The sequence below is a fragment of the Anaerostipes rhamnosivorans genome (assembly GCF_005280655.1).
Lineage (GTDB): Bacteria > Bacillota > Clostridia > Lachnospirales > Lachnospiraceae > Anaerostipes > Anaerostipes rhamnosivorans.
This window is the reverse complement of record NZ_CP040058.1, coordinates 2,482,990-2,505,659: the sequence shown is the minus strand read 5'-3', so window position 1 is coordinate 2,505,659 and position 22,670 is coordinate 2,482,990. Positions and strand designations below refer to the sequence as shown.

At 48.4% G+C, this 22,670-nt stretch carries 18 protein-coding genes and 1 tRNA gene; 12 read left to right on the top strand and 7 right to left on the bottom strand.

The genetic code is table 11. The features are described from left to right. The first annotated feature begins 22 nt into the window (after nucleotides 1–22). The 3 genes from AR1Y2_RS12445 to AR1Y2_RS12435 all read left to right on the top strand — a co-directional run bounded on the left by AR1Y2_RS12445 (nucleotide 23) and on the right by AR1Y2_RS12435 (nucleotide 1,084). Nucleotides 23–367: a helix-turn-helix domain-containing protein gene (locus AR1Y2_RS12445; RefSeq protein WP_137329239.1), complete on the top strand. Its 345-nt coding sequence runs from the start codon at nucleotides 23–25 to the stop codon at nucleotides 365–367. Nucleotides 368–537: 170 nt separating this feature from the next. Continuing rightward, entirely contained in the window at nucleotides 538–861 is a 324-nt protein-coding gene (trxA, locus tag AR1Y2_RS12440; RefSeq protein ID WP_137329238.1) for a thioredoxin, read from the top strand. A 139-nt stretch (nucleotides 862–1,000) separates the two neighbouring features. Then, nucleotides 1,001–1,084: transfer RNA gene (locus AR1Y2_RS12435), tRNA-Leu, on the top strand. Between the two features lie 131 nt (nucleotides 1,085–1,215). Here AR1Y2_RS12435 and AR1Y2_RS12430 read toward each other — a convergent pair. Together AR1Y2_RS12430 and AR1Y2_RS12425 are read right to left on the bottom strand one after the other, a co-directional pair. Continuing rightward, nucleotides 1,216–1,692: an SAM-dependent methyltransferase gene (locus tag AR1Y2_RS12430; RefSeq protein ID WP_137329237.1), complete on the bottom strand. Its 477-nt coding sequence runs from the start codon at nucleotides 1,690–1,692 to the stop codon at nucleotides 1,216–1,218. 78 nt (nucleotides 1,693–1,770) lie between these two features. Then, nucleotides 1,771–2,592: a MerR family transcriptional regulator gene (locus AR1Y2_RS12425; RefSeq protein WP_137329236.1), complete on the bottom strand. Its 822-nt coding sequence runs from the start codon at nucleotides 2,590–2,592 to the stop codon at nucleotides 1,771–1,773. Between the two features lie 190 nt (nucleotides 2,593–2,782). Here AR1Y2_RS12425 and AR1Y2_RS12420 point away from each other — a divergent pair, with 190 nt between their 5' ends. The 3 genes from AR1Y2_RS12420 (at nucleotide 2,783) to AR1Y2_RS12410 (ending at nucleotide 6,171) form a co-directional block, all read left to right on the top strand. Further along, nucleotides 2,783–3,145 carry a PTS glucitol/sorbitol transporter subunit IIA gene (locus AR1Y2_RS12420; protein WP_137329235.1) on the top strand — a complete coding sequence of 121 codons (363 nt, stop codon included), beginning with the start codon at nucleotides 2,783–2,785 and terminating at the stop codon, nucleotides 3,143–3,145. Between the two features lie 106 nt (nucleotides 3,146–3,251). Then, nucleotides 3,252–4,073, top strand: a complete 822-nt coding sequence (locus tag AR1Y2_RS12415; protein ID WP_137329234.1) for a MerR family transcriptional regulator — start codon at nucleotides 3,252–3,254, stop codon at nucleotides 4,071–4,073. A 304-nt stretch (nucleotides 4,074–4,377) separates the two neighbouring features. Next, nucleotides 4,378–6,171: a glycerophosphodiester phosphodiesterase family protein gene (locus AR1Y2_RS12410; RefSeq protein ID WP_137329233.1), complete on the top strand. Its 1,794-nt coding sequence runs from the start codon at nucleotides 4,378–4,380 to the stop codon at nucleotides 6,169–6,171. Between the two features lie 227 nt (nucleotides 6,172–6,398). Here AR1Y2_RS12410 and arcC read toward each other — a convergent pair whose 3' ends face one another. The 5 genes from arcC to AR1Y2_RS12385 all read right to left on the bottom strand — a co-directional run bounded on the left by arcC (nucleotide 6,399) and on the right by AR1Y2_RS12385 (nucleotide 11,831). Further along, the gene (gene arcC / locus AR1Y2_RS12405; protein WP_137329232.1) at nucleotides 6,399–7,343 is read right to left on the bottom strand and encodes a carbamate kinase; all 945 of its coding nucleotides are present in this window, start codon (nucleotides 7,341–7,343) and stop codon (nucleotides 6,399–6,401) included. A gap of 83 nt (nucleotides 7,344–7,426) precedes the next feature. Beyond that, nucleotides 7,427–8,620 (bottom strand): knotted carbamoyltransferase YgeW, encoded by a 1,194-nt coding sequence (ygeW, locus tag AR1Y2_RS12400; RefSeq protein ID WP_137330268.1) that lies wholly within the window; start codon nucleotides 8,618–8,620, stop codon nucleotides 7,427–7,429. Between the two features lie 53 nt (nucleotides 8,621–8,673). Then, complete coding sequence (locus tag AR1Y2_RS12395) at nucleotides 8,674–9,939, bottom strand: YgeY family selenium metabolism-linked hydrolase (protein ID WP_137329231.1); 1,266 nt, start codon at nucleotides 9,937–9,939, stop codon at nucleotides 8,674–8,676. A 36-nt stretch (nucleotides 9,940–9,975) separates the two neighbouring features. Beyond that, nucleotides 9,976–11,181 carry a diaminopropionate ammonia-lyase gene (gene dpaL / locus AR1Y2_RS12390; protein ID WP_137329230.1) on the bottom strand — a complete coding sequence of 402 codons (1,206 nt, stop codon included), beginning with the start codon at nucleotides 11,179–11,181 and terminating at the stop codon, nucleotides 9,976–9,978. A 17-nt stretch (nucleotides 11,182–11,198) separates the two neighbouring features. Further along, nucleotides 11,199–11,831, bottom strand: a complete 633-nt coding sequence (locus AR1Y2_RS12385) for a helix-turn-helix transcriptional regulator (protein WP_137329229.1) — start codon at nucleotides 11,829–11,831, stop codon at nucleotides 11,199–11,201. 207 nt (nucleotides 11,832–12,038) lie between these two features. On the opposite strand from AR1Y2_RS12385, the gene ssnA reads away from it, so the two are divergent. The 6 genes from ssnA to yqeB all read left to right on the top strand — a co-directional run bounded on the left by ssnA (nucleotide 12,039) and on the right by yqeB (nucleotide 22,668). Then, nucleotides 12,039–13,370 (top strand): putative aminohydrolase SsnA, encoded by a 1,332-nt coding sequence (gene ssnA, locus AR1Y2_RS12380; RefSeq protein WP_137329228.1) that lies wholly within the window; start codon nucleotides 12,039–12,041, stop codon nucleotides 13,368–13,370. Nucleotides 13,371–13,382: 12 nt separating this feature from the next. Continuing rightward, the gene (gene ygfK, locus AR1Y2_RS12375) at nucleotides 13,383–16,382 is read left to right on the top strand and encodes a putative selenate reductase subunit YgfK (RefSeq protein WP_137329227.1); all 3,000 of its coding nucleotides are present in this window, start codon (nucleotides 13,383–13,385) and stop codon (nucleotides 16,380–16,382) included. 73 nt (nucleotides 16,383–16,455) lie between these two features. Next, complete coding sequence (locus AR1Y2_RS12370) at nucleotides 16,456–17,865, top strand: uracil-xanthine permease family protein (protein ID WP_137329226.1); 1,410 nt, start codon at nucleotides 16,456–16,458, stop codon at nucleotides 17,863–17,865. Between the two features lie 27 nt (nucleotides 17,866–17,892). Next, on the top strand, nucleotides 17,893–20,469 hold the full coding sequence (xdh, locus tag AR1Y2_RS12365; protein ID WP_137329225.1) for a selenium-dependent xanthine dehydrogenase: 2,577 nt from the start codon (nucleotides 17,893–17,895) through the stop codon (nucleotides 20,467–20,469). Nucleotides 20,470–20,485: 16 nt separating this feature from the next. Next, nucleotides 20,486–21,853, top strand: coding sequence for a dihydropyrimidinase (gene hydA, locus AR1Y2_RS12360; RefSeq protein WP_137329224.1), 1,368 nt, complete (start codon nucleotides 20,486–20,488; stop codon nucleotides 21,851–21,853). Beyond that, a complete protein-coding gene (gene yqeB / locus AR1Y2_RS12355; RefSeq protein WP_137329223.1) occupies nucleotides 21,850–22,668 on the top strand; it encodes a selenium-dependent molybdenum cofactor biosynthesis protein YqeB in 819 nt (272 codons plus the stop codon). Before hydA ends, yqeB begins: the two co-directional genes overlap by 4 nt. Nucleotides 22,669–22,670 lie beyond the last annotated feature (2 nt).

Below are 22,670 nucleotides of genomic sequence, written 5' to 3'. Positions count from 1 at the left end.
TAGAAAGAAGTGGGGAAAGTGTATGAAGATAAATTATGAGGCTCTTGGGCGGAAGATAAAAGAAGTGAGAAGAAAACAAAATATGACCCAGGAATATTTGGCGGAGAAGGTTGACCTTTCTGTAAGTCATGTTTCAAATATTGAAACGGCAAAGACCAAGGTCTCACTTCCTACGCTGGTGGAGATCAGCAATGCGTTGGGTGTTTCTGTGGACTATTTGTTGATGGACAGTTATCAATCTCTGGAAATGAAAGAGGATATTTTTGTGAAGGAACTGGACGCGGTGATTGAAAATTGCGGTCCGAGAGATAAAAAGATTGTTCTGGAGATTTCCAGAAAACTTGCGGAGTTGTTGGAGAGCGAGTAAGGATTGGGATAGGCAGAAGGTGCCTATCCTTTTTAGTTTTGTACATAAAGGCAGCAATTTTCAAATTTGATTAAAACATTATCTTGACAAATAGAAATGTAATTGATATAGTTACAGTAAGAAATGTAACTAATATGGTTTCAGTTCACAAAAGAATTGGAGGGCACATTATGAGTATTTTAAATATAACAAAAGAAAATTTTCAATCCGAGGTAACGGAATCTAAAAAACCTGTATTGGTTGATTTTTGGGCTCCTTGGTGTGGCTACTGCAGAAGGATTTCACCTGCTCTGGATCAGCTGGGGGAGGAAAATGGGGGTGCAGTACAGATTGGAAAAATCAACATTGATGAACAGATGGAACTGGCAGAAAAGTTCCAGGTGATGACGATTCCCACAATGATTCTATTTAAGGACGGACAGGTAGGAAAGCCTCTTGTGGCTGCACAGTCAAAAGGACAGATCGAACAATGGCTTAAGGAGCAGGGAATGTAGTCTTGATTCCGGCAGTTTCCAGCCAGAATCCTCATAAAATCAACTGTTTTGAGCATGTATGTAAAAAAATACAAAGAAAATGAAAAAAAGACTGGATATTTTCTTTGGAATCGTGTATTATTAATTTTGCTTGAGACATGCAGAAGTGGCGGAACTGGCAGACGCGCTGTCTTCAGGCGGCAGTGGGATTACTCCCGTGAGAGTTCGAGTCTCTTCTTCTGCATTATATAAAACGGTTAAGTTCATTGATCTGAACTTAACCGTTTTTTCGTTCTATAGGAAAGCTCTTCGAACCTTTCTATGGTACTAAAAAGCCTTGCGGGCATGATGTGCACTTGTCCGCTTTGTTCTTTTCTAAAAATTGAATTCTTTTTCCCAGTCAAAGACTGCGGATTCCTCCAAGCTTTTGGGCCAATGGCTGCACCAGTCTGGGACCTGTGGGGATTCGATCCGGTCAAGGCTCGGTGTGTAGGGCTTAATATCCAGTACCGGCGAACCGTCATTGGCATCTATGTAAGCGATCTGGATTGTTCCACTCTGATCATCAATATGCAGGACTTCCGATGCGGTCAGGGCGATGGGGTTGGGTCGGATGGGTGATCTGGTAGAAAAGATCCCCATGACCTCCGGTGAATGTTGATAGGGCTGGGCTGTCTCAAGGACAGATCTGGCTTCTTTGGAATCACATTCACTGAACCACCAGATCACGTTGATATGGCTAAAGCCGTCCAGAGCCTTTAAAGCGGGGATATAGGGCGGATCGATCTGGATCACGGTTCCCTCTTCGCTGCTGCGGATTTTTCCGATGGAATTGACGTTAAATGTTTTCATAACACGTACCTCCGTATATTTGTTTTAATTACAAAGCAAATATAGACCCTCACATCATGTGAGAGTCAAGGAGTAGATTTAACAAAGCTCTCTTAGAGGGATCTGGATCTCTGTGAGATACTTTTCCGGACTGCTTTCGTTCCAAGGTCCCCGGTGGACGATCTGACGGGTCTGGCCGGTCATCTCATATTGGCTCTTTTCCTGGAGCCACTGGGCAAAGGATATATAGGCGTCTGCGATGTTTGAAAAGGGACCGTACACCATGGTACATGCCATAAGGGGTACAGGCTCTGTGTCACGGAAGACAAAGCCATCCATGTCTGCCAGCTTTTTTTTGACCGGGGCACACAGTTCCACGTCCACATGTTCTTCTTTATATTCTGTATCATGATAGATAGAAAAGGTTTGTTCTGCTGATAGCAGAACCCTGTGTTTGTCAATAAATCCAGACATTGTTTTCCACAGATCACCCTCGGCGTAATAATTGGGGATTACGTTTCTCAGGGAAAGCACTTGGCAGCTTGGGATGGATTTTAACAAAATGTTATAATGCATTTCATTTTTACTGCCTAAAAGTTCTTTTTTCGCATATTCAATCTTCTTAAGTTTCTTCTTCTCAGTCTCAATGAGCTTCTGGATCTCTCTGTATTTTTTGTCCAGCAGACTGGCGGCGGCAGTGTCATCCTCAGCGTTGAGGGCTGCAGCAATATCTGCCACCTGAAAACCGCTGTCCCGCAAATAAATAATTTTGTTCAGCACCGGGATCTGTTCTGTGGAATACAGCCGGTACCCGGTTATCGGATCAATCTGTGCAGGTTTTAAAAGACCTGTCTCATCATAGTGTCTCAGCATCCGGATGGTAACCTGCGTGAGTTTGGAAAATTCACCTATTTTAAACATACTGTTCTCCATATCGTGTTTTACAATCATACCCGTTTAGTTCCATAATATCATGAGTTTCGATATTTTAAAATGACAGTGCTGCCGATTGGGGGGATTAAAAATGTTTTATTTGAGTTGATTTCTGTATACACAAGGTATAAAATAACTTCGCAAAAAGATTTGGTTAAGAGCTGGAAAGGAAATAGCAATGATATTATATGAGACAACAGTGAACGATGTAGGACCGGAAGTGGAGATATTTGCAGAAAAAGGAATGCTGATCACCTTTGCCCAGAAGGCCATCGTGACTTTAAAGGACTACTGTTATTATATTGAGAAGAATGATGTAAAAGGTGATTTAAAGACAGCAGGGAAGATAGACATCGACGGAGAAGAGTACGAGGTGACACAGGTGGGCTTGATCGCGGAAGAGAATTTGAAAGCGCTTGGACATGTGACCATCTCTTTTAACGGAGACGGAGAATGTCTGCCTGGAAGTATCTGCACCAAGAAGGCCAAGGCACCGGTGCTCAAAAAGGGAAGCGGGATAACGATCTTTTCAAAGTCATAACAGAATAGACAGAAGTTTTACGATTGTCTATTGACTCTGACACTGTGATATAGTCTATAGTAAACATGAGCTCAGAAATAACACATATATGTGAGAGGTAGGAAACATGTTAAGAATCGGAGATTTTTCTAAATTGTCAAGAGTCAGCATCCGAATGCTGCGCCATTATGATAAGATCGGTCTGCTTGTGCCGGAGGAGGTGGATGAATCCACTGGATACCGGTATTACAGTGAATCACAGCTTCCGCTGGCAGAAAAGATACAGGTGCTGAAAACCATGGGATTTGGTTTATCTGTCATTGGCGAGATTCTGGTGAAATACGAGGACGCAGAAGAGATAGAGCAGTTTCTGCAAATCAAGCGGGAAGAACTCCTCTGCCAGGCACAGGAGACAGAACAGAGGATCAGGCTGCTTGACAATACGATACAGTGGCTGAGAAAGGATGGGAATTTTATGGATTATAATGTAGTTTTAAAAACACTGCCAAGGAGGTATGTGGCGAGTGTCCGGCAGGTGATCCCTGCATATAACTGTGAGGGTATGCTGTGGGAGCTTCTGAACAAAGAGATTGCAGGACAGGATGTACGTCCGGCAGTACCATGTTATGGGCTGGCAGTGTTTCACGACAAAGGTTTCAAGGAAAGTGACGTGGACGTTGAGATTCAGATTTCAGTGAGCGGGATCTATCAGGATACAGAGAATGTAAGATTTAAGGACGTGGATGCCATGGAGATCGCGTCCGTCACGTACAAAGGAAGCTACGAGCAGCTCACGAGGGTAAACAAAGCAGTTGCGGAGTGGATCTGTGAGAATGGTTACGATTTTAACGGAGCTTCTCTCTGTATTTATCACGTGAGTCCGCATGACGCAGAGACTCCGGAGGAACTTGTGACGGAAGTATGCTACCCGGTGAAAAAAAAGAATTAACAAGAAAATAAACATAGGATTGGGGTATCTGAGGCGGAAACCGCAGGTGCTTCGATCCTTTTTGTTCCATAGGAAAGTTCTCCCTATGGAACAAAAAAGCCCTCCGGGCATGATGCGCACGATGTGCCAAGGAAGGCTGCTTTGCAGCCGCACATCGGCGCGCAAAGCGGAACAAGTCCCTCATGATTGAGGGATTTAGGGAGTTGAAGCGGACTTGTCCGCTTTGTTCTTTTGGGTATAGATTAATTGTACAGAAAATAGGAAAAGATATTTCTAAACGGACGAAACTTAGAGCGGGGTGTTTATGGGAAATATCAAGAGACTTATCATTGATCTATGGAAATTGTTGACGTGGGACTGGCCGGTCCTTTTGCTGTTTGAAGTCATCTATAAAATGGTATTCCTGACTGTGATGTCGCTGAGTGAAAATGGGATTGATTTTGCTCTCAGCAAAGCCGGTATTGAATATCTGACAAACCAGAATCTGTTTCAGGTTTTGGTTAATCCGTATTCTCTGGCAGCATTGGTGTTATCATTTCTTATGGTCATATATTTTTCTTTTTTGGAAATCACAGCTATTATCTTGTACTGCCATATGGGCATGAAAGGGGAGAAGGCCAGTGTATACGGCCTTCTGATAGAGAGTGCCAAAAGAGCAGGCAGGCTGTCTTGGCCAGGGAATCTATGGGTAGTTCTTCTTTTGATCCTGGCAATGCCTGTCACCGGGATCAGCGTTATGTCCGGCCCCATCGGCTCTTTGAGAATCCCTGGGTTTATTCTGGAATTCATCCGGGGTAACACTGTACTGAGTATTTTATACGGAGGGCTCATTTTTGTACTGATCTTCCTGTTCTGCCGCTGGATCTTTGGCCTCCATGAATTTGTGCTGAACAGGATTACGTTTCGCCGGGCATGCCAAAAGAGTGCAGAACTTGTAAATGGGAAGAAAAGAAAAAGTGCCGTTTCTGTACTGTGTATCATGCTCTTTCTATGGGTGGGGGCGTCACTGGTTTATACAGCGGTCCTGATTGGAATGATGATCATCATCCGTTTTACCGGGAGTCTGGGAAGTGCTTTTTATGACTTTTGGTATCATTACCATGACCTGAACCGGGCATTGAGTTTTCTGTCTGCCATGCTAAAACCGGTCATATTATTTGGAACGGTCTCTGTGATCTATTATCGGGTACAGGGACACAAGATATCCACAAAAATAAGCAGGCGCACTAACGGAAGGAAAATTCTTGTGCTCATAGAGTGTGCGGCGGTTTATATTATCTCTGTGTTCTATATGGAGATGACCATGCCATACGGCTATGAAACTCCAAGTGACAGAAAGATCCAGGTGGTGGCTCACCGGGCTGGTGCGAAGTTTGCGCCGGAGAATACGATGTCAGCGATCCACGAGGCGGTCAAAAGCGGGGCGGATATTGCCGAGATCGATGTCCAGCAGACTAAAGACGGAGAACTGATCGTCATGCATGACACAAATTTCAAGCGAACGGCGGGGATTAAAAAGAATGTGTGGGACGTGACGTTAAAAGAGGCACAGACATACGACGTGGGCAGTTTCTTTGGAGCCCGTTACCGGGATGAAAGAATACCGGCTCTGGAAGATATGGTGAAGGCGGCAGACCGGCACATCAATCTGATGATCGAATTAAAAAGCAACAGGCATCAGAAACATCTGGAGGAGAAGACGGTCAGTTTAATCCGTAAATATGGGTTTGAAGACCAGTGCAGTATAGCATCTATGGATTACAGGATCCTTCAGAAGGTCAAAAAGCTGGATCCGGAGATAAAAACCGTTTACATTACCTCAATAGCATATGGGGATATGGAAAGACTGGAAGCAGCCGATATGATCAGTGTGGAGGAGAGCTTTGTAAATACACAGCTGATTGCCCGGGCAGGATTGTATGGGAAAAAAGTATTTGCATGGACCGTAAATAAAGAGACATTCATGAAAAAAATGAGACGCATTCATGTGGACGGCATTGTAACTGACAATGTTTATTTTACAAATTATATGCTGGAAGAAGGGGAGAAGAGTTATCTTATAAATGAGCTGGCAGAAAAACTGTTGAGGCACAAATAACAAAGCGGACAAGTCTGCTTCAACTCCCTAACTCCCTCAATTATGAGGGACTTGTTCCGCTTTGCGCGCCAAATGCGATTTGACGTAGTCAAATAGTTTCCTTACGCATTTGTGTGCATAATGCCCGTAGGGCTTTTTTGTTCCATAGGGAGGTTCGAAGAACTTTCCTATGGAATAACAAAAGAGGGTACAGAACAATGCTGAACCCTCCTTAATAGAACTTTGTTTTATTGGTGGATCCGGGTTCCGGTTTTTCCCATGATACCGTCTTTAGCTTTTTCCAGAAGCGTGATCATGGCGGTCCGGCCTTTTTTTGAACCTGCAAAGTCTATGGCCGCCTGGACTTTCGGCAGCATGGAGCCGGGAGCGAAGTGGCCTTCTTCAATAAACTTCTCAGCCTGCTCAACGGTCAGTTCGGAGAGCCATTGTTCGTTTTCTTTACCGTAGTTGATGGCTACCTTTTCCACTGCAGTCAGTATGATCAATACATCCGCATCCAGTTCTTTTGCCAGCAGGGCACTGGCAAAGTCTTTGTCAATGACTGCGCTGGCACCGGACAGATGGTCGTCTTTTAAGATGACCGGAATCCCGCCTCCGCCGCAGGTGATCACGACCCGTCCTGAGTCCACTAAGTTTTTGATGGCTCCCAGTTCCACGATCTCTTTTGGCTTTGGGGAAGCGACTACACGGCGGTATCCGCGTCCTGCGTCCTCCTTCATGATGTGGCCGTATTCTTTTGCCTGGAAATCTGCCTCCTCTTTGGTCAGAAAACGTCCGATGGGTTTGGACGGATTTCCAAAGGCAGGATCCTTTTCATCCACCCGCACCTGAGTTATGATGGTCACTACGGGAGTGCGGAGAAATCCGCGTTTTCTCAGTTCTTCCCGGATTGCGTTCTGTAGATCGTAACCGATATAACCCTGGCTCATGGCTACACACACAGAGAGGGGAGTGTTGGGCTGGTTTTCATCTTCCCGGCTCAATGCGCTCATGGCATTGTTGATCATACCTACCTGAGGTCCGTTGCCGTGAACGATGACAACCTCATGGCCGTCCTCGATCAGATCACAGATAGCTTTGGATGTGGATTTCACCGCCAGCATCTGTTCCGGCAGTGTATCTCCCAGAGCGTTGCCGCCCAGAGCGATGACGATTCTTTTTCTTGTATACATGCGGTACCTCCTGGAAATAGAAACCGCCACAAACACAATGGTCAGAATGTAAGTGGCGGTAAACTAGGATTTCATAGTTCAGATTATTCAAAGATTCTCGGTTTCTTGTTTTCTTCAAGCTTTTGAAGGATTGCCTGAGGATCTTCAAATTTGCTCAGGAAGATCATGGCAGCGATCACGTACGGTTTGTAGCTTGCTTCTTTGTAGAGCGGATTGCGGTAGCGGTCAAAGACGCTCTCGTCCACTTCTCCCTCCTCACAGCTCAGTCCGGTGATATCAGCCGGCAGGCAGTGGAGATAGAGGGCTTTTCCGTCTTTTGTGGTTTTCATTAATTCTTCAGTGCAAGCCCAGTCTTTATGTTCTGCGTTCTGTTTAAGCAGTTCCTGTTCCAGGCGGTCAATGCCGTCAAAGTCACCTTTTCCGTAGAGGTCTGTCCGTTCTTCCATAGCGGCAAACGGAGCCCAGCTTTTTGGATAGACAATATCAGCGTCTTTGAATGCCTCTGCCATATCATTGGTCTTTTTAAAGGTTCCACCGGATTTTTCCGCATTCTTTTTTGCAACCTCTTCCACTTCCGGCATAACATCGTAACCTTCCGGATGAGCCAGAACCACGTCCATGCCCATTCTGGTCATAAGACCGATGACACCCTGAGGAACAGAGAGCGGTTTTCCGTAGGAAGGAGAGTAAGCCCAGGACATAGCCAGTTTTTTGCCTTTCAGATTTTCTACACCGCCGAATTCGTGAATGATATGGAGCATATCTGCCATACACTGGGTCGGGTGGTCGATATCGCACTGCAGGTTTACAAGTGTCGGGCGCTGCTCTAAAATGCCGTCTTTATTTCCCTGTTCTACAGAGTCTGCCACTTCGTGCATGTAGGCATTTCCTTTTCCAATGTACATGTCATCCCGGATTCCGATGACGTCTGCCATAAAGGAGATCATGTTGGCGGTCTCCCTGACAGTTTCCCCGTGGGCAATCTGGGATTTGCCTTCGTCCAGATCCTGGACCTCCAGGCCCAGCAGGTTACAGGCAGAGGCAAAGGAGAAGCGGGTCCTGGTTGAGTTGTCCCGGAATAAAGAGATTCCCAGACCGCTCTCAAATACTTTGGTGGAAATATTGTGCTCGCGCATGAAACGCAGGGCGTCAGCCACCAGCCATACGGCCTCCAGCTCGTCGTCGGTCTTTTCCCAGGTCAGGAAAAAGTCGTTCTGATACATCTCTTTAAAATTTAATTGGTTCAAGCGGTCAATATAATCCTGTAATGAATTCATTTTCATGAAAGGTTCCTCCTATAATATAGATCTGATAAAAAGGCAGCGGGTTTTTATTTCTTTTCGCAGTAGACAGTCGGAAGTGCTGCGTAGACAGCGGCGCAGGTCACAAGTTCAGCCTTCCATGTCTTTTCGTTTGGCGCGTGGGCCTGGTCTTCATGTCCCGGTCCGAATCCGATGCAAGGGATACCGAAGCGGCCCATGATGGAAACTCCGTTGGTGGAGAAGGTCCACTTATCGATTCTTGGCTCTCCATACAATCCTTCAAAGGCATCGGCCATGGCCTTTGTCACGTCGTGGTCCTCAGGGATCACCCAGGTAGGGAAGTAGCATTCCGTTGGGTAGGTCAGGCCTTTCCAGGACGGCCTTGCATATTCATACATGGAAACCCTGGCACCGTATTTCTTTACATTCGGAAGGGCGCGGATCTCATCCAGGCAGCTCTCCCAGGTCTCACCGGCTGTCATCCGGCGGTCCAGAGAAACGGAGCAGGAATCGGCAACAGCACAGCGGCTCGGTGATGAGAAGAAGATCTCAGAAGTTGTGACGGTTCCGCGGCCTAAGAAGCGGGCTTCCTGCCATTCCTTGTTGAACTTTTCATCCAGCATCTTTACGAGGCCTTTGATCTCGGTTTTGTCCTCCGCGTCATTTTCATTGAGGGACCGCACATCCTGAAGAATATCAGCCATCTTATAGATCGCGTTGTCACCGCGCTCCGGAGCAGAGCCGTGGCAGGATACACCGTCCACGTCAATGCGGATTTCCATACGTCCTCTCTGTCCGCGGTAGATGCCGCCGTCCGTAGGCTCGGTGGATACGACAAATTCGGGGCGGACTTTATCTTCATTGACGATATACTGCCAACACAGGCCGTCACAGTCCTCTTCCTGGACTGTTCCTGTGACTAATACGGTATATTTGTCATTTAACATACCAAGGTCTTTCATGATCTTTGCACCGTAGACAGCAGATACGATACCGCCTAACTGGTCAGAGGTACCCCGGCCGCCGATCTCCATGTCGGATTCAAAACCTTCATAGGGATCAAATTCCCAGTTGTCGAGATTTCCCACGCCTACGGTATCTATGTGGGCGTCGTATCCAATCAGTGTCTCACCGGTTCCCATATATCCAAGAACATTGCCCATGGGATCGATCTCTACCTTGTCAAATCCAAGTTTGTTCATCTCTTCGGCGATTCTGTTGACATGGGCTTCCTCATCGCTGCTCTCTCCGGGGAATTTTACGATATCCCTCAAAAATTTTGTCATATCTGCTTCATAGTTTTGTGCGGCTTCTTTGATCTTGTTAAAATCCATTCTAATATCCTCCTAATGCGGTAAGTTTTCAGGGTTTTATTTGTCTTTTCCTTCCCAGACGATCTGTTTGTAGCGGTCCGGGTCAGTATCTCCTTCGGTTGAGAAGAGGAGAACTTTTGAGTCACGGTCTAGTCCTAAATGCTCACGGAGGTCTTTATACTCATCCATGGTCATGATACTTGCCAAAAGTCCGAAAGGAGCTGCTCCTGATTCTCCCGAGATGACCTGGGGGTCTCCTTTCAGGGGAGCAGAAAGCATACGCATTCCTTTTCTGGATACCCAGTCAGGGCAGGCAGTGAAAGTGTCCACATGATTCTTTAAAATATCCCAGGAGAGTGTATTGGGCTCCCCACAGGCAAGGCCGGCCATGATCGTAGGCATATCCCCGTCCACGATCTGGATGCTGCCGTCTTTTTTCACAGCCCCTTTGTAGAGGCAGGCGGCGGATTCAGCCTCCACCACGATGACCTTCGGCGGGTTATCAGGGTAACGGTTGGCAAAGTAGCCCTGTACCGCACCTGCCAGAGAACCTACGCCTGCTTGGATAAACACATGGGTGGGCCGTCCGCAGCCGTCTTCATTTAGCTGTTCATCGGCCTCCATAGCCATTGTGCCGTAGCCCTGCATGATCCAGGCCGGGATCTCTTCGTATCCATCCCATGCAGTATCCTGTACGACCACTCCGTGAGGTGTCTTTGCCGCCGCGGCAGCGGCCATGCGGACGCATTCATCATAGTTTACTTCTTCGATGGTAGCCGTTGCATTTTCAGCCAGAATGTTTTGGAGCCTGGTCTTTGTGGAGCCTTTCGGCATAAAGACCACGGCTTTCTGTCCCAGTTTGTTTGCTGCCCATGCGACGCCCCGCCCATGATTTCCGTCTGTGGCGGTAAAGAAGGTTGCCTGCCCGAATTCCTTTTTCAGGTCTTCAGAGACCAGCACGGGATAAGGCAGATCCCTCACATCCCTCCCAGTCTCTTTTGCTATGTAGCGGGCCATGGAAAAGGATCCTCCAAGGACTTTGAACGCATTCAGCCCGAAGCGGTAGGACTCATCCTTTACATAGATGCTGTGAAGTCCCAGGAAATCGGCCATGCAGTTTAATCTGGCAAGGGGAGTCTTACTGTACTGGGGAAAGCTTTCGTGGAATGTCCTGGCTTTCTGTATCTCATCCAGTGCCATAATGTCCAAATGCCTGTCATCGGTTTTCGGCATCTCATTGACTGCCCATTTGATTGTTTCCATATAGGTCAAAACCTCCTTTATTTGTTAACGTCAATGTAGCTGTATAAAGTAAACTTTGATATGCCAAAGTACTTTGCGACTTTATCACCGGACTTTGTGATCAGGAATGCTCCGGCGTCATTTAAAAACTGGATCGCCTTCACTTTCTCTTCCTTGTTCATAAGGGCCGCCGGTTTTCCGACCAGTGCAACAGACTGTTCAATCAGACTGTCCAGCAGATCGTGTACGTTGCCTACGATGGCTGTGGGCTCCTCCTTTTTTTGTTCCTCCACATGCATGAGGGACTGAAGGGAAGCGTCGATCATTAGAAGAGCGCTGATGTCATAGTTGATGGCGACAATATAGTGGACCCTGCCGTCATCGCCCTTTACAAATGTAGTGGTTGATTTTAAGATCTTTCCATCGGATGTCTTTATCTGATATGCATAGTGGTCTTTAATGTCTTCCGGATGCTTATGAAGAGTTTCCAGAACGACGGCAGAAGGGCCGTCTCCCAATTTCCGGTTTGTGACGTGTCCGTTTTCGATGTGTACGATCGTATGCTCCATGTCTTCACAGGTCAGATCGTGGATGATGACCTCACAGTCTTTCCCGAACTGCATGGCAATGGTGTGTGCCATTTGTTTTAAAAGTTCCAATTCCGGATTCATAATGATCACTCCTTTTCTGAGTGTTTTGGTTGCCTGATAAGTTAATCATAGCACGTTTTTTTAGGATTGCAATAAAAAAATACAAAAATTTTTAGATATATCAAAAATATTTTGTATACATGCTTCGGAACGGTTGTTTTTTACATTTTGGGATGCTATATTTAGATTATCAAAAGAGCACCTGCACAATGAATAGGAGGTCAAGTTATGAGAATTGTCGGGAACGGAAGAATGATCACGAGAGATGTCAGCTGTCCATTTTTAGAAGATGGCGCTGTTGTCATGGACGGAAATAAAATCATAGAAGTAGGCCAAACAAAAGACATAAAACAGGCTTATAAGGAGGCGGAGTATATAGATGCTAAGGGAGGCGTCATTATGCCCGCCTTCATTAATGCCCATGAGCATATTTACAGCGCCATGGCGAGAGGACTTTCCATCAACGGATATGATCCCAAGGGATTTTTAGACATTCTGGACGGTATGTGGTGGACCATTGACCGGAACCTTTCACCGGAACAGATCCTTCAGAGTGCAAGGGCAACCTACATTGACAGTATTAAAAATGGAGTGACAACCGTATTTGACCATCATGCAAGTTTTGGGAATATCACGGACAGTCTCTTTATTATAGAAGAAGCGGCAAAGGAGCTGGGGGTCAGGAGTTGTCTGTGTTACGAGGTTTCCGACAGGGATGGAAAGGAAAAGGCCAGAGAGGCTGTTTTAGAAAATTCCAGATTTATCAGTCATGCCCTGAAGGACGACTCTGATATGATCGCGGGGATGATGGGAATGCATGCGTCGTTTACGATCTCGGATGAGACTATGGAACTGGCGGCTGCCAATAAGCCCGAAGAGGTGGGTTATCACATCCATGTGGCAGAGGGGATCGAAGATCTGCACCACTGTCTAAAGCATTACGGCAAGAGGATCATTGACCGGCTCATGGATTGCGGGGTGCTGGGTGAGAAAACACTGCTTGGCCACTGTATCTATGTGAATGAGCATGAGATGGACCTGATCAGGGATACGGAAACTATGGTCGTACACAATCCGGAATCCAACATGGGAAATGCCTGTGGATGTCCTCCCACCATGCGAATGGTGGAAAAGGGAATCCTTACTGGACTTGGAACTGACGGATATACCCATGATATGACCGAATCCTACAAGGTGGCAAATTTATTACATAAGCATTCCCTCTGTGATCCAAATATAGCCTGGGCGGAAGTCCCTAAAATGCTGTTTGAGAACAATGCAAAGATTGCGAACCGGTATTTCAAGAGACCTCTTGGAGTCCTCAGAAAAGGAGCGGCAGCAGATGTGATCATCGTGGATTATGACCCGCTGACACCGATGAATGAGGGAAATATAAACGGTCATATCCTGTTCGGAATGAGTGGAAGAAATGTTGTGACGACCATCGGAAACGGAAAAGTCCTGATGAAGGACCGCAGGCTTCTTGTAGCCGATGAAGCTGAGGCAATGGCAAAGTGCAGGGAAGAAGCTGCTAAGCTTGCACATACCATCAATGGTTAGGAGGATAATTATATGAGCGATATTATGACGTCAATCCCGTTTTCACGGCTGCTTGAGTGGGTCGTGGAGGAGAAGGAAGATAAAGGAACGATTTTTGGGATCCGCAGGCCTTTTAAGGCGGATCCGGCTGACACTGCGGAGATCTTCGGACGGAAGCTGGAGACACCGATCGGGCCGGCGGCAGGGCCTCACACCCAGCTTGCTCAGAACATTGTGGCGGCCTATGTGGCAGGAAGCCGTTTCTTTGAACTAAAGACCGTACAGATCATGGACGGGGAAGAGTTGTCCGCCTGTGTCAACAAACCGTGCATCCTTGCGGAGGATGAAGGATATAACTGCGAATGGTCCACGGAGCTTTATGTTCCACAGGCGATGGAAGAATATATCAAAGCCTGGTTTCTGCTTCATATTCTTTCTAAAGAATATGGGCTTGGGACTGCGGACGGATTCCAGTTTAATATGAGTGTCGGGTATGACCTGGCAGGGATCAAGTCAGAAAAGATCAACACCTTCATCGACACCATGATGGATGCAGGGGAAAGCAGTATTTTTAGGGAGTGTATGAGGGATGCCAGGGCAATGGCCAAAAGGCTTAAGAACGTAACGGAAGAAGATGTAGAAGCCATTCCGGCTAAGATCTGCAATTCCGCCACGATCTCAACACTCCACGGATGTCCGCCACAGGAAATCGAGAGCATCGCAGACTACTTATTAAAAGAAAAAGGCCTGCATACATTTATTAAATGTAATCCCACACTGCTTGGATATGATTTTGCCAGAAAAACCATGGATGACATGGGATATGATTATATGGTGTTCGGTGACTTCCATTTTAAAGATGACCTTCAGTATGAGGATGCGGTCCCGATGCTTAAAAGGCTCATGGAGCTTGCAGATAAAAAGGGACTGGAATTCGGTGTAAAGATCACCAACACGTTCCCTGTGGATGTGAAGGAACATCAGCTTCCAAGTGAAGAAATGTATATGTCAGGAAAGGCACTGTTCCCGCTGTCTATCTCTCTGGCGGCAAAGCTGTCCAAAGAATTTGGTGGAAACTTAAGGATCTCCTATTCCGGAGGCGCGGATGCCTACAATATCGAGGAGATCATCGACACCGGAATCTGGCCGGTCACCGTGGCTACCACGCTGCTGAAGCCCGGCGGTTACCAGAGACTTACCCAGATGGCAAAGAAGCTTCAGGAGAGCAAAGTCCTGCGGCCGTTCGAAGGGATTGATGCAGAGGCAGTATCTAAGATCGCAGAGAAAGCTAAATCGGATAAGCACCATGTGAAAGCTGCAAAACCTCTTCCGTCCAGAAAAATGAAACAGCCGGTTCCTCTTTTGGACTGTTATGTGGCGCCGTGTAAGGAGGGATGTCCGATCCATCAGGATATCACCGCCTATATGCCGCTGGCTGACGAAGGAAAGTACAAAGAAGCACTGGAAGTCATCATGGAAAGAAATGCGCTTCCGTTTATCACGGGAACGATCTGTGCCCATAACTGCATGAGCAAATGCACCAGAAACTTTTACGAGGAACCGGTACATATCCGTGACAATAAGCTGAAAGCAGCCCAGGGTGGTTATGAAGAAGTGCTAAAGGCACTGAAACCGGCAGAGGAGAACGGAAAGAAGGCGGCTGTCATCGGAGGAGGACCGGCAGGTATGGCATGTGCATACTATCTGGCCAAGGCCGGAACCAAGGTCACCTTATATGAACAGAGCGGTTCCCTTGGAGGTGTAGTATCTCAGGTGATCCCTGAGTTCAGGATCTCGTCCTCTTTGGTGGAAAAGGATGCCTCTTTCCTGGAGAAGCTGGGCGTTGACATCCAGCTGAATGTAAGGATCGACAATGCACCGGCTCTTAAGAACCAGGGATATGATGCGGTGATCCTGGCAGTGGGAGCCTCCAAACCGGGAGAGCTGCCTCTGGAAAAGGGAGGTGTGATCAATGCGCTGGAATTCCTGAAGGAATTTAAGCAGAATGACGGTCATGTGATGATCGGAAAAAATGTAGCAGTTATCGGTGGCGGCAACACAGCTATGGACACCGCAAGGGCCGCAAAGCGGACCGAGGGAGTGGAGCATGTTTATCTTGTTTACCGCCGGACAAAACGATATATGCCTGCCGATGAGGAAGAACTTTTGATGGCTGTGGAAGACGGCGTGGAGTTTAAAGAACTTTTGTCCCCGGTACTGTTAGAAGACGGGGAGCTGGTCTGCAAAGCCATGGAGCTGTCTGATCCTGATGAGACGGGACGAAGGGGAGTCAAGAGCACAGGACAGCGTGTGAAGATTCCTGCAGATACGGTGATCGCCGCAGTTGGAGAACAGGTTCCCTCAAGCTTTTATCAGGAAAACGGAATCCATGTGGACAGCAGGGGAAGAGCAAAGACAGACCCTGAGACCCTGATGACTAACAAGGAAGGGATCTATGTGATCGGAGACGGGTTGAGCGGCCCCGCTACGGTAGTAGAAGGCATGAGGGATGCCATGAAAGCGGCAGAACATATTCTTGGCATTCCGGTTTCAAAGGGAGAAGACAATCCTTCTTCAAAAGAGGACTGCTGCGAGAAGAAGGGAATTCTTAAGGATACACAGGAAGAAAAAGACCAGAGCAGAAGATGCCTTGGGTGCGACGTGGTATGCGAAAACTGTGTGGATGTCTGTCCAAACAGGGCAAATGTATCCATCCATGTGCCTGGGTTTGAGAAAGACCAGGTCATCCATATTGACTATATGTGCAATGAATGTGGAAACTGCAGGTCCTTCTGTCCGTATGAAAGTGCCCCTTATCTGGATAAATTCACTCTTTTTGCGAACGAAAACGATATGGAGAACAGCAAAAATGAAGGATTTACCGTGCTGGATCTTATGGAACAGAAGTGCCAGGTAAGGTATCTGGGAGAAACTATGACAGTGAACTTAAAGGATGGAAGCTGCGCAGTGACAGAGGGCTTAAGAAGGCTGATGACTGTTGTCTGCGAAGACTACGCATTTTATCTGCTTTAGCCTTGTGGGCCGGTACGGGGAGCCCGGCCCGGATTTCAAAGGCTGTTATGCAGATGGCAGGGAGATAGTAGATATGTTGGATAGTTTTAAGAGTAAGACAGGAGTAAAAGAGCTATTTTTAACCGATGGGAAGCCGCCTTATAAACAGGTGCTCCCTCTGGCTCTGCAGCATGTGGTGGCTATGATCGTGGGCTGCGTGACCCCGGCGATTATCGTGGCGGGAATCGCTGTATCCCGGGGGGAGATTTCACCCCAGGATAAGATTGTGCTTGTGCAGGGGGCGCTGATCGTGGCCGCTGTGGCAACATTTTTACAGTTGATATCATTAAATCACAAAGTGGGATCTGGCCTTCCAGTTATCATGGGCGTCAGTTTCGCGTATTTGGCGACCATGCAGGCCGTAGTTCAGGAATTTGATCTGGCCACCCTGTTTGGTGCCCAGCTGACCGGAGGAGTGATCGCGGTCCTGGTAGGCATTTTTATCAAGAGGATCCGTTCCCTGTTTCCGCCTATCGTGACGGGAACTGTGGTGTTTACCATAGGGCTTTCTCTGTATCCGGTTGCTGTGGGATATATGGCAGGGGGAACCGGGTCCAAAGATTATGGGAGCGTGAAGAACTGGGCGGTAGCCCTGATCACACTGGCAGTTGTGGTTGGGCTGAGCCATTTTACCAAGGGATTTCTGAAGCTTTCCGCCATCTTGATCGGGATCTGCGTGGGATATGTGATCGCAGTGATTCTGGGGATGGTTGACTTTACACCGGTGGTGTCAGCGTCATGGATGCAGCTGCCAAAACCTTTGCATTTTGGAATCCGCTTTGAGCCTTCCTCTATGATCACCATGTCGATCTTGTTTGTGGTCAATTCGGTGCAGGCCATCGGGGACCTGACTGCGACCACACAGGGCGGGCTTGGAAGAGAACCCTCAGATCAGGAACTGTCAGGAGGGATCATCGGAAACGGTCTGGGCAGCATTTTCGGTGCCCTGTTCGGGGGGCTTCCGACTGCCACCTTCAGCCAGAATGTAGGGATCGTCGGAACCACAAAGGTAGTGGCAAAAAGGGTGTTTTATCTGGCGTCCATCATCATACTTGCGGCAGGGCTGCTGCCGAAGATTGCTTCTCTTTTGACCACAATCCCACAGTGTGTTCTCGGCGGAGCCACCATCTCGGTGTTTGCGTCCATCGCTATGACAGGAGTCAAGCTGATCGCAAAGGCAGGGCTCAATAACCGGAATACGGCTATTGTAGGCCTTGGAGTTGCCGTAGGCATGGGAGTCACACTGGCGCCGGATTCTCTGGCACTGTTCCCTTCCTGGGTCATGATGGTATTTGGAAAATCAGCGGTTGTTTTGGCAACCTTGATCACAGTCGTGCTGAACCTGATCATCCCGGAGGAAAAAGAAAAAGTAAAAGTCCGCAAAAGGATACCGCTGAATTTTACGGTGAAGGATAAGAATTTTAAAAATATCAAATCTTTGTAGATTGGCGGGGAGAATGGAGGGATCGATATGTTCCAATGCACGATTAACCATAAACAATACAGTACAGACAAAGACCAGAAGCTGATCCGTTTTTTGAGAGATGAATTGAAGCTTAAATCTGTTAAAGACGGATGCAGCCAGGGAGCCTGCGGCACCTGTACGGTGCTGGTGGACGGGAAAGCTACAAAAGCCTGTATTCCCATGATGTCCAGGATGGACGGGAAAGAAATACTCACAGTGGAGGGGATCCCTGAGGACGAAAAGGAGATCTTCGTCTATGCATTCGGCCAGGCAGGGGCTGTCCAATGTGGTTTCTGTATCCCTGGCATGGTGATCTGTGCCAAAGGACTGCTGGATGTGAATCAGAATCCCACGAGACAGGAGATTGCCTTTGCGCTCAGGAATAATATCTGCAGATGCACAGGATACAAAAAGATCATCGATGCGGTGGAGCTTGCGGCACAGCTGTTCCGGGATGGAAAGAAGGTACCGGAAGAAAACGGACAGTGGAAGATCGGTGAGAGGGTGCACCGCCTGGATGTGAGAGAAAAGGTTCTGGGCACCGGGGAGTATACGGACGACGTGGAGATGGATGGCATGCTTTATGCCAGTGCCGTTCGCTCAAAATATGCCAGGGCAAGAGTACTCTCCATCGATACCTCCAAGGCGCTGGCTGTTCCGGGGGTGGCCGCAGTGTTGACCGCAAAAGATATCCCGGGCAGTGTCAGAACCGGACATTTAAAACGGGATTGGTATGTGTTGATCCCGGAAGGTACCACCACCAAATATCTGGGAGACTCCATAGCTCTTGTGGCGGCGGAAAATGAAGAGGCTTTAAAACAGGCAAAAGAGCTTGTGGAAGTGGAATATGAGGTACTCACTCCCGTAAGGAATCCATATGAAGCCATGAAGGAGGATGCGCCTCTTGTGCACAGCGATGGCAATCTCCTCGCCAGGGAGCATGTGCGAAGAGGGAATGCTGAAAAAGCCATTCAAAATTCCAAGTATGTGATTACGAAGAAGTTCCACACTCCATGGACGGAACATGCGTTTTTGGAGCCGGAGTGCGCGGTGGCCTTTCCGTACAAGGAGGACGGCGTGAAGGTTTACTCCTCTGACCAGGGGGTCTATGATACCCAGCGGGAGTGTTATGAGATGCTTGGCATCTCCCCGGAAAAGGTTTACGTGGAAAACAAGCTGGTAGGCGGAGGCTTCGGCGGCAAAGAAGACATGACGGTGCAGCATCACGCGGCACTGGCAGCCTATCTTTTAAAGAGACCGGTGAAGGTAAAGCTAACAAGAGATGAAAGTATTTTAATCCATCCGAAGCGCCATCCGATGGACATGGAGTTTACCATGGGATGCGATGAGAACGGGATCATCCAGGGAGTAAAGGCAAGCATCATATCAGATACCGGGGCTTATGCGTCTCTGGGCGGCCCGGTGCTCCAGCGGGCATGCACCCATGCGGCAGGCCCTTATAACTATCAGAACTTTGAGATCGAGGGCAGGGCTTATTATACAAATAATCCCCCTGCCGGCGCATTCCGTGGATTCGGAGTGACCCAGAGCTGCTTTGGGCTGGAGATGGTTCTTACGCTGATGGCAGAAAAAGCGGGCATCTCTCCTTGGGAGATTCGCTACCGCAATGCCATCCGCCCCGGACAGGAGCTTCCCAACGGACAGCTGGTGGATGAGTCCACAGGTCTTGCCGAGACACTGGAGGCGGTCAGGGATATTATGGAGCAGTACCCGAAGGCCGGCATTGCCTGTGCTATGAAGAATGCAGGGGTCGGAGTGGGCATCCCGGATACCGGAAGATGTATTCTGAAAGTTTTGGATGGCAGGCTTCATATCCGAAGCGGCGCGTCCTGTATCGGGCAGGGGCTCGGAACCGTTCTGGTCCAGATCGTCGGGGAACAGACCGGACTTTCCAGAGATCAGATCGTCTATGAGGCATCCAACTCGATCCTGGCGCCGGATTCAGGAACGACATCAGGATCCAGGCAGACTCTGGTCACCGGTGAGGCGGTGAGGCGCGCGTGTGCCCTCTATAACGAGGCGGTCAGAGGAAAGGATATATCGGATCTTAATGGGGAAGAATTTTACGGGGAATATCTGGCCAAGACGGATCCAATGGGGACCGACAAACCCAATCCGGTATCCCATGTGGCTTACGGTTATGCCACCCAGGTCTGTGTGCTCAATGAGGACGGAACCATAAAGAAGATGACAGCGGCTCACGATGTGGGCAAAGCCATCAATCCTCTCTCCGTGGAAGGACAGATTGAGGGAGGGGTTGTCATGTCTCTCGGATTTGCCCTGACGGAGCAGTACCCGATCAATGAGAATCTGAAACCTACGGCTAAGTTTGGGACCCTGGGGCTTTTCAGGGCAGACAAGGTGCCCGAGGTGGAGAGCCGGATCGTAGAAAAAGAGGGACTTTCGGTGGCATGCGGAGCCATCGGGGTAGGAGAGATCACATCTATCCCTACGGCGCCGGCTGTGGCAGCGGCATACTATAATAAGAACGGCATTTTTGAGCAGGAGCTTCCTCTCGTGAACACGCCGTATGCAAGGAAAAAGAATATAAAGCAGAGATAGAAGGAGGCGGTTTTCGATGAGATACTTATTGAAAAATGGGACGATTGTGTCCGGGGACCAGATGAAGAAAGCCGACGTTCTGATCGAAGATGAGAAGATATTGGAGACGGGGCCGGATCTTCATGATCCGGAGGCTGTCTTGGTGGATGTGACCGGGGAACTTTTGTTTCCCGGTTTCATTGACGCTCACACCCATTTTCAGTTGGAAGTGTCAGGCACCGTAACAGCAGATGATTTTGACACGGGGACCAGAGCCGCCATCAAGGGCGGAACAACCATGGTCATTGATTTTGCCACACAGTATAAGGGAGAGACATTGGAGGAAGCCTTAGAGAACTGGCATCAGCGGGCTGACAACCGAAGCTCCTGCGACTATTCTTTTCACATGGCCATCTCCGACTGGAATAAAAATACAGCAGAGTCCATGGAGCATATGATGGAGGAAGGCATCACTTCCTTTAAGATGTATATGACATATCCGGATATGATCTTAAACGACCATGATATATTTATGGCCCTTAGAAAGATGAAAGAGATCGGCGGCATCACGGGCGTTCACTGTGAAAATTCAGGAATGATCGATGCGCTGACAGAGGAGGCCAGAAATAAAGGGGATCTGGGGGCGGATGTCCATCCGAAAGTCAGGCCCGAAGGCGCAGAGGCGGAGGCAGTCAACCGGCTTCTGGCCATTGCCGGTGAAATCGGTATTCCTGTGATCGTAGTCCATCTCACCTGCAAAGAAGCGCTGGACGCGGTGGAACGGGCCAGAAAAAAGGGGCAGACTGTGTTTGCAGAAACCTGTCCGCAGTATCTTCTCCTGGATTCATCCCTCTATGAAACCGGAGAAGAAGGGCGGAATTATATATGTTCCCCTCCCCTGAGAAAAAAGGAGAACCAGAAGGTACTGTGGGAGGGCCTTAGGAACGGAACCATCCAGACGGTCTCCACGGACCACTGCAGTTTTACCACGAAACAAAAAGGTTTCGGCAGGGATGATTTTACCAAGACCCCAAACGGTATGCCGGGGGTGGAAACCAGAGGCGTTTTACTTTATACTTATGGAGTAGGAAAGGGACTGCTGACTCCCCAGCAGATGTGCCGGGTGCTCTCAGAAAATCCGGCAAAGCTTTACGGTCTCTATCCAAAAAAGGGTTGTATCATGCCTGGAAGCGATGCGGATATTGCCGTGATTGACCCGGAACGAGAAGATGTGATCACGGCTGAAAGCCAAGAACAGAATGTGGATTACAGCCCCTTTGAGGGAACGAAGATCAAAGGGACCATCGACAAGGTGTTCTTAAGAGGCTGTCTGGTCACGGACGGCGGCCGGGTGGTAAAAATAAAACAGGGGAAATTTATTAAGAGAGGACCTCATATGTTATGAAGCCAATCATTGTCAGGGGCGGGGGCGATATTGCCACCGGAACCATCTATCAGTTAAGCAGGGCCGGATATCCGGTTCTTATATTAGAGACAGAAAAACCGTCTGCGATCCGCCGGCAGGTGTCATTTTGTGAAGCTGTCTATGAAGGGACGGCAGTTGTGGAAGGACTTGAGGCAGTACGCGCGGATACCTTAAAAGAGGCTCTGGGAACAGTCAGCCCTCAAAAGCCGGTGGTGTTAGTAGATCCTAAGGGAGACTCTATCAGAGCGGTCAGACCGGATGCGGTGGTGGATGCCATTCTTGCAAAGAGGAATCTGGGGACCAGGCGGGACATGGCAGGGCTGACCATAGGTTTGGGACCGGGTTTTACGGCAGGTTTGGATGTGGACTATGTCATCGAGACGATGCGGGGACACAATCTGGGAAGGATCATAACGGACGGAACAGCCATGGCGGACACAGGGATTCCTGGTGCCATCATGGGATACGGAAAAGAGAGAGTTCTCCACGCCCCGCAGAAAGGCCGCCTTTACGGACGCACAAAGATCGGGGCACAGGTGAAAAAGGGGGAGCTTATAGCGGTGATCCAGTCAGCGGATGGTCAAATGACACCGGTGCCTGCAAGCCTTGACGGCATTGTGCGGGGACTGATTCGGGACGGATACCCGGTCAGCAAAGGCTTTAAAATAGCGGACATTGACCCGAGAGCAGGGGAAAGAGAGAACTGTTTCACAATTTCAGATAAGGCAAGGTGTATCGGGGGCAGTGTGCTCCAGTTAATATGCGCCGCAGAGAAAGGACAGCTTAAGAGGTGAAC

Coding starts and splice junctions, on each gene's coding strand:
- AR1Y2_RS12415 (WP_137329234.1), top strand. CDS start 3,252: ATGTTAAGAATCGGAGATTTTTCTAAATTGTCAAGAGTCAGCATCCGA.
- xdh (WP_137329225.1), top strand. CDS start 17,893: ATGTTCCAATGCACGATTAACCATAAACAATACAGTACAGACAAAGAC.
- AR1Y2_RS12430 (WP_137329237.1), bottom strand. CDS start 1,692: ATGAAAACATTTAACGTCAATTCCATCGGAAAAATCCGCAGCAGCGAA.
- ssnA (WP_137329228.1), top strand. CDS start 12,039: ATGAGAATTGTCGGGAACGGAAGAATGATCACGAGAGATGTCAGCTGT.
- AR1Y2_RS12420 (WP_137329235.1), top strand. CDS start 2,783: ATGATATTATATGAGACAACAGTGAACGATGTAGGACCGGAAGTGGAG.
- yqeB (WP_137329223.1), top strand. CDS start 21,850: ATGAAGCCAATCATTGTCAGGGGCGGGGGCGATATTGCCACCGGAACC.
- hydA (WP_137329224.1), top strand. CDS start 20,486: ATGAGATACTTATTGAAAAATGGGACGATTGTGTCCGGGGACCAGATG.
- ygfK (WP_137329227.1), top strand. CDS start 13,383: ATGAGCGATATTATGACGTCAATCCCGTTTTCACGGCTGCTTGAGTGG.
- ygeW (WP_137330268.1), bottom strand. CDS start 8,620: ATGAATTCATTACAGGATTATATTGACCGCTTGAACCAATTAAATTTT.
- AR1Y2_RS12445 (WP_137329239.1), top strand. CDS start 23: ATGAAGATAAATTATGAGGCTCTTGGGCGGAAGATAAAAGAAGTGAGA.
- arcC (WP_137329232.1), bottom strand. CDS start 7,343: ATGTATACAAGAAAAAGAATCGTCATCGCTCTGGGCGGCAACGCTCTG.
- AR1Y2_RS12370 (WP_137329226.1), top strand. CDS start 16,456: ATGTTGGATAGTTTTAAGAGTAAGACAGGAGTAAAAGAGCTATTTTTA.
- trxA (WP_137329238.1), top strand. CDS start 538: ATGAGTATTTTAAATATAACAAAAGAAAATTTTCAATCCGAGGTAACG.
- AR1Y2_RS12395 (WP_137329231.1), bottom strand. CDS start 9,939: ATGGATTTTAACAAGATCAAAGAAGCCGCACAAAACTATGAAGCAGAT.
- AR1Y2_RS12410 (WP_137329233.1), top strand. CDS start 4,378: ATGGGAAATATCAAGAGACTTATCATTGATCTATGGAAATTGTTGACG.
- AR1Y2_RS12425 (WP_137329236.1), bottom strand. CDS start 2,592: ATGTTTAAAATAGGTGAATTTTCCAAACTCACGCAGGTTACCATCCGG.
- AR1Y2_RS12385 (WP_137329229.1), bottom strand. CDS start 11,831: ATGAATCCGGAATTGGAACTTTTAAAACAAATGGCACACACCATTGCC.
- dpaL (WP_137329230.1), bottom strand. CDS start 11,181: ATGGAAACAATCAAATGGGCAGTCAATGAGATGCCGAAAACCGATGAC.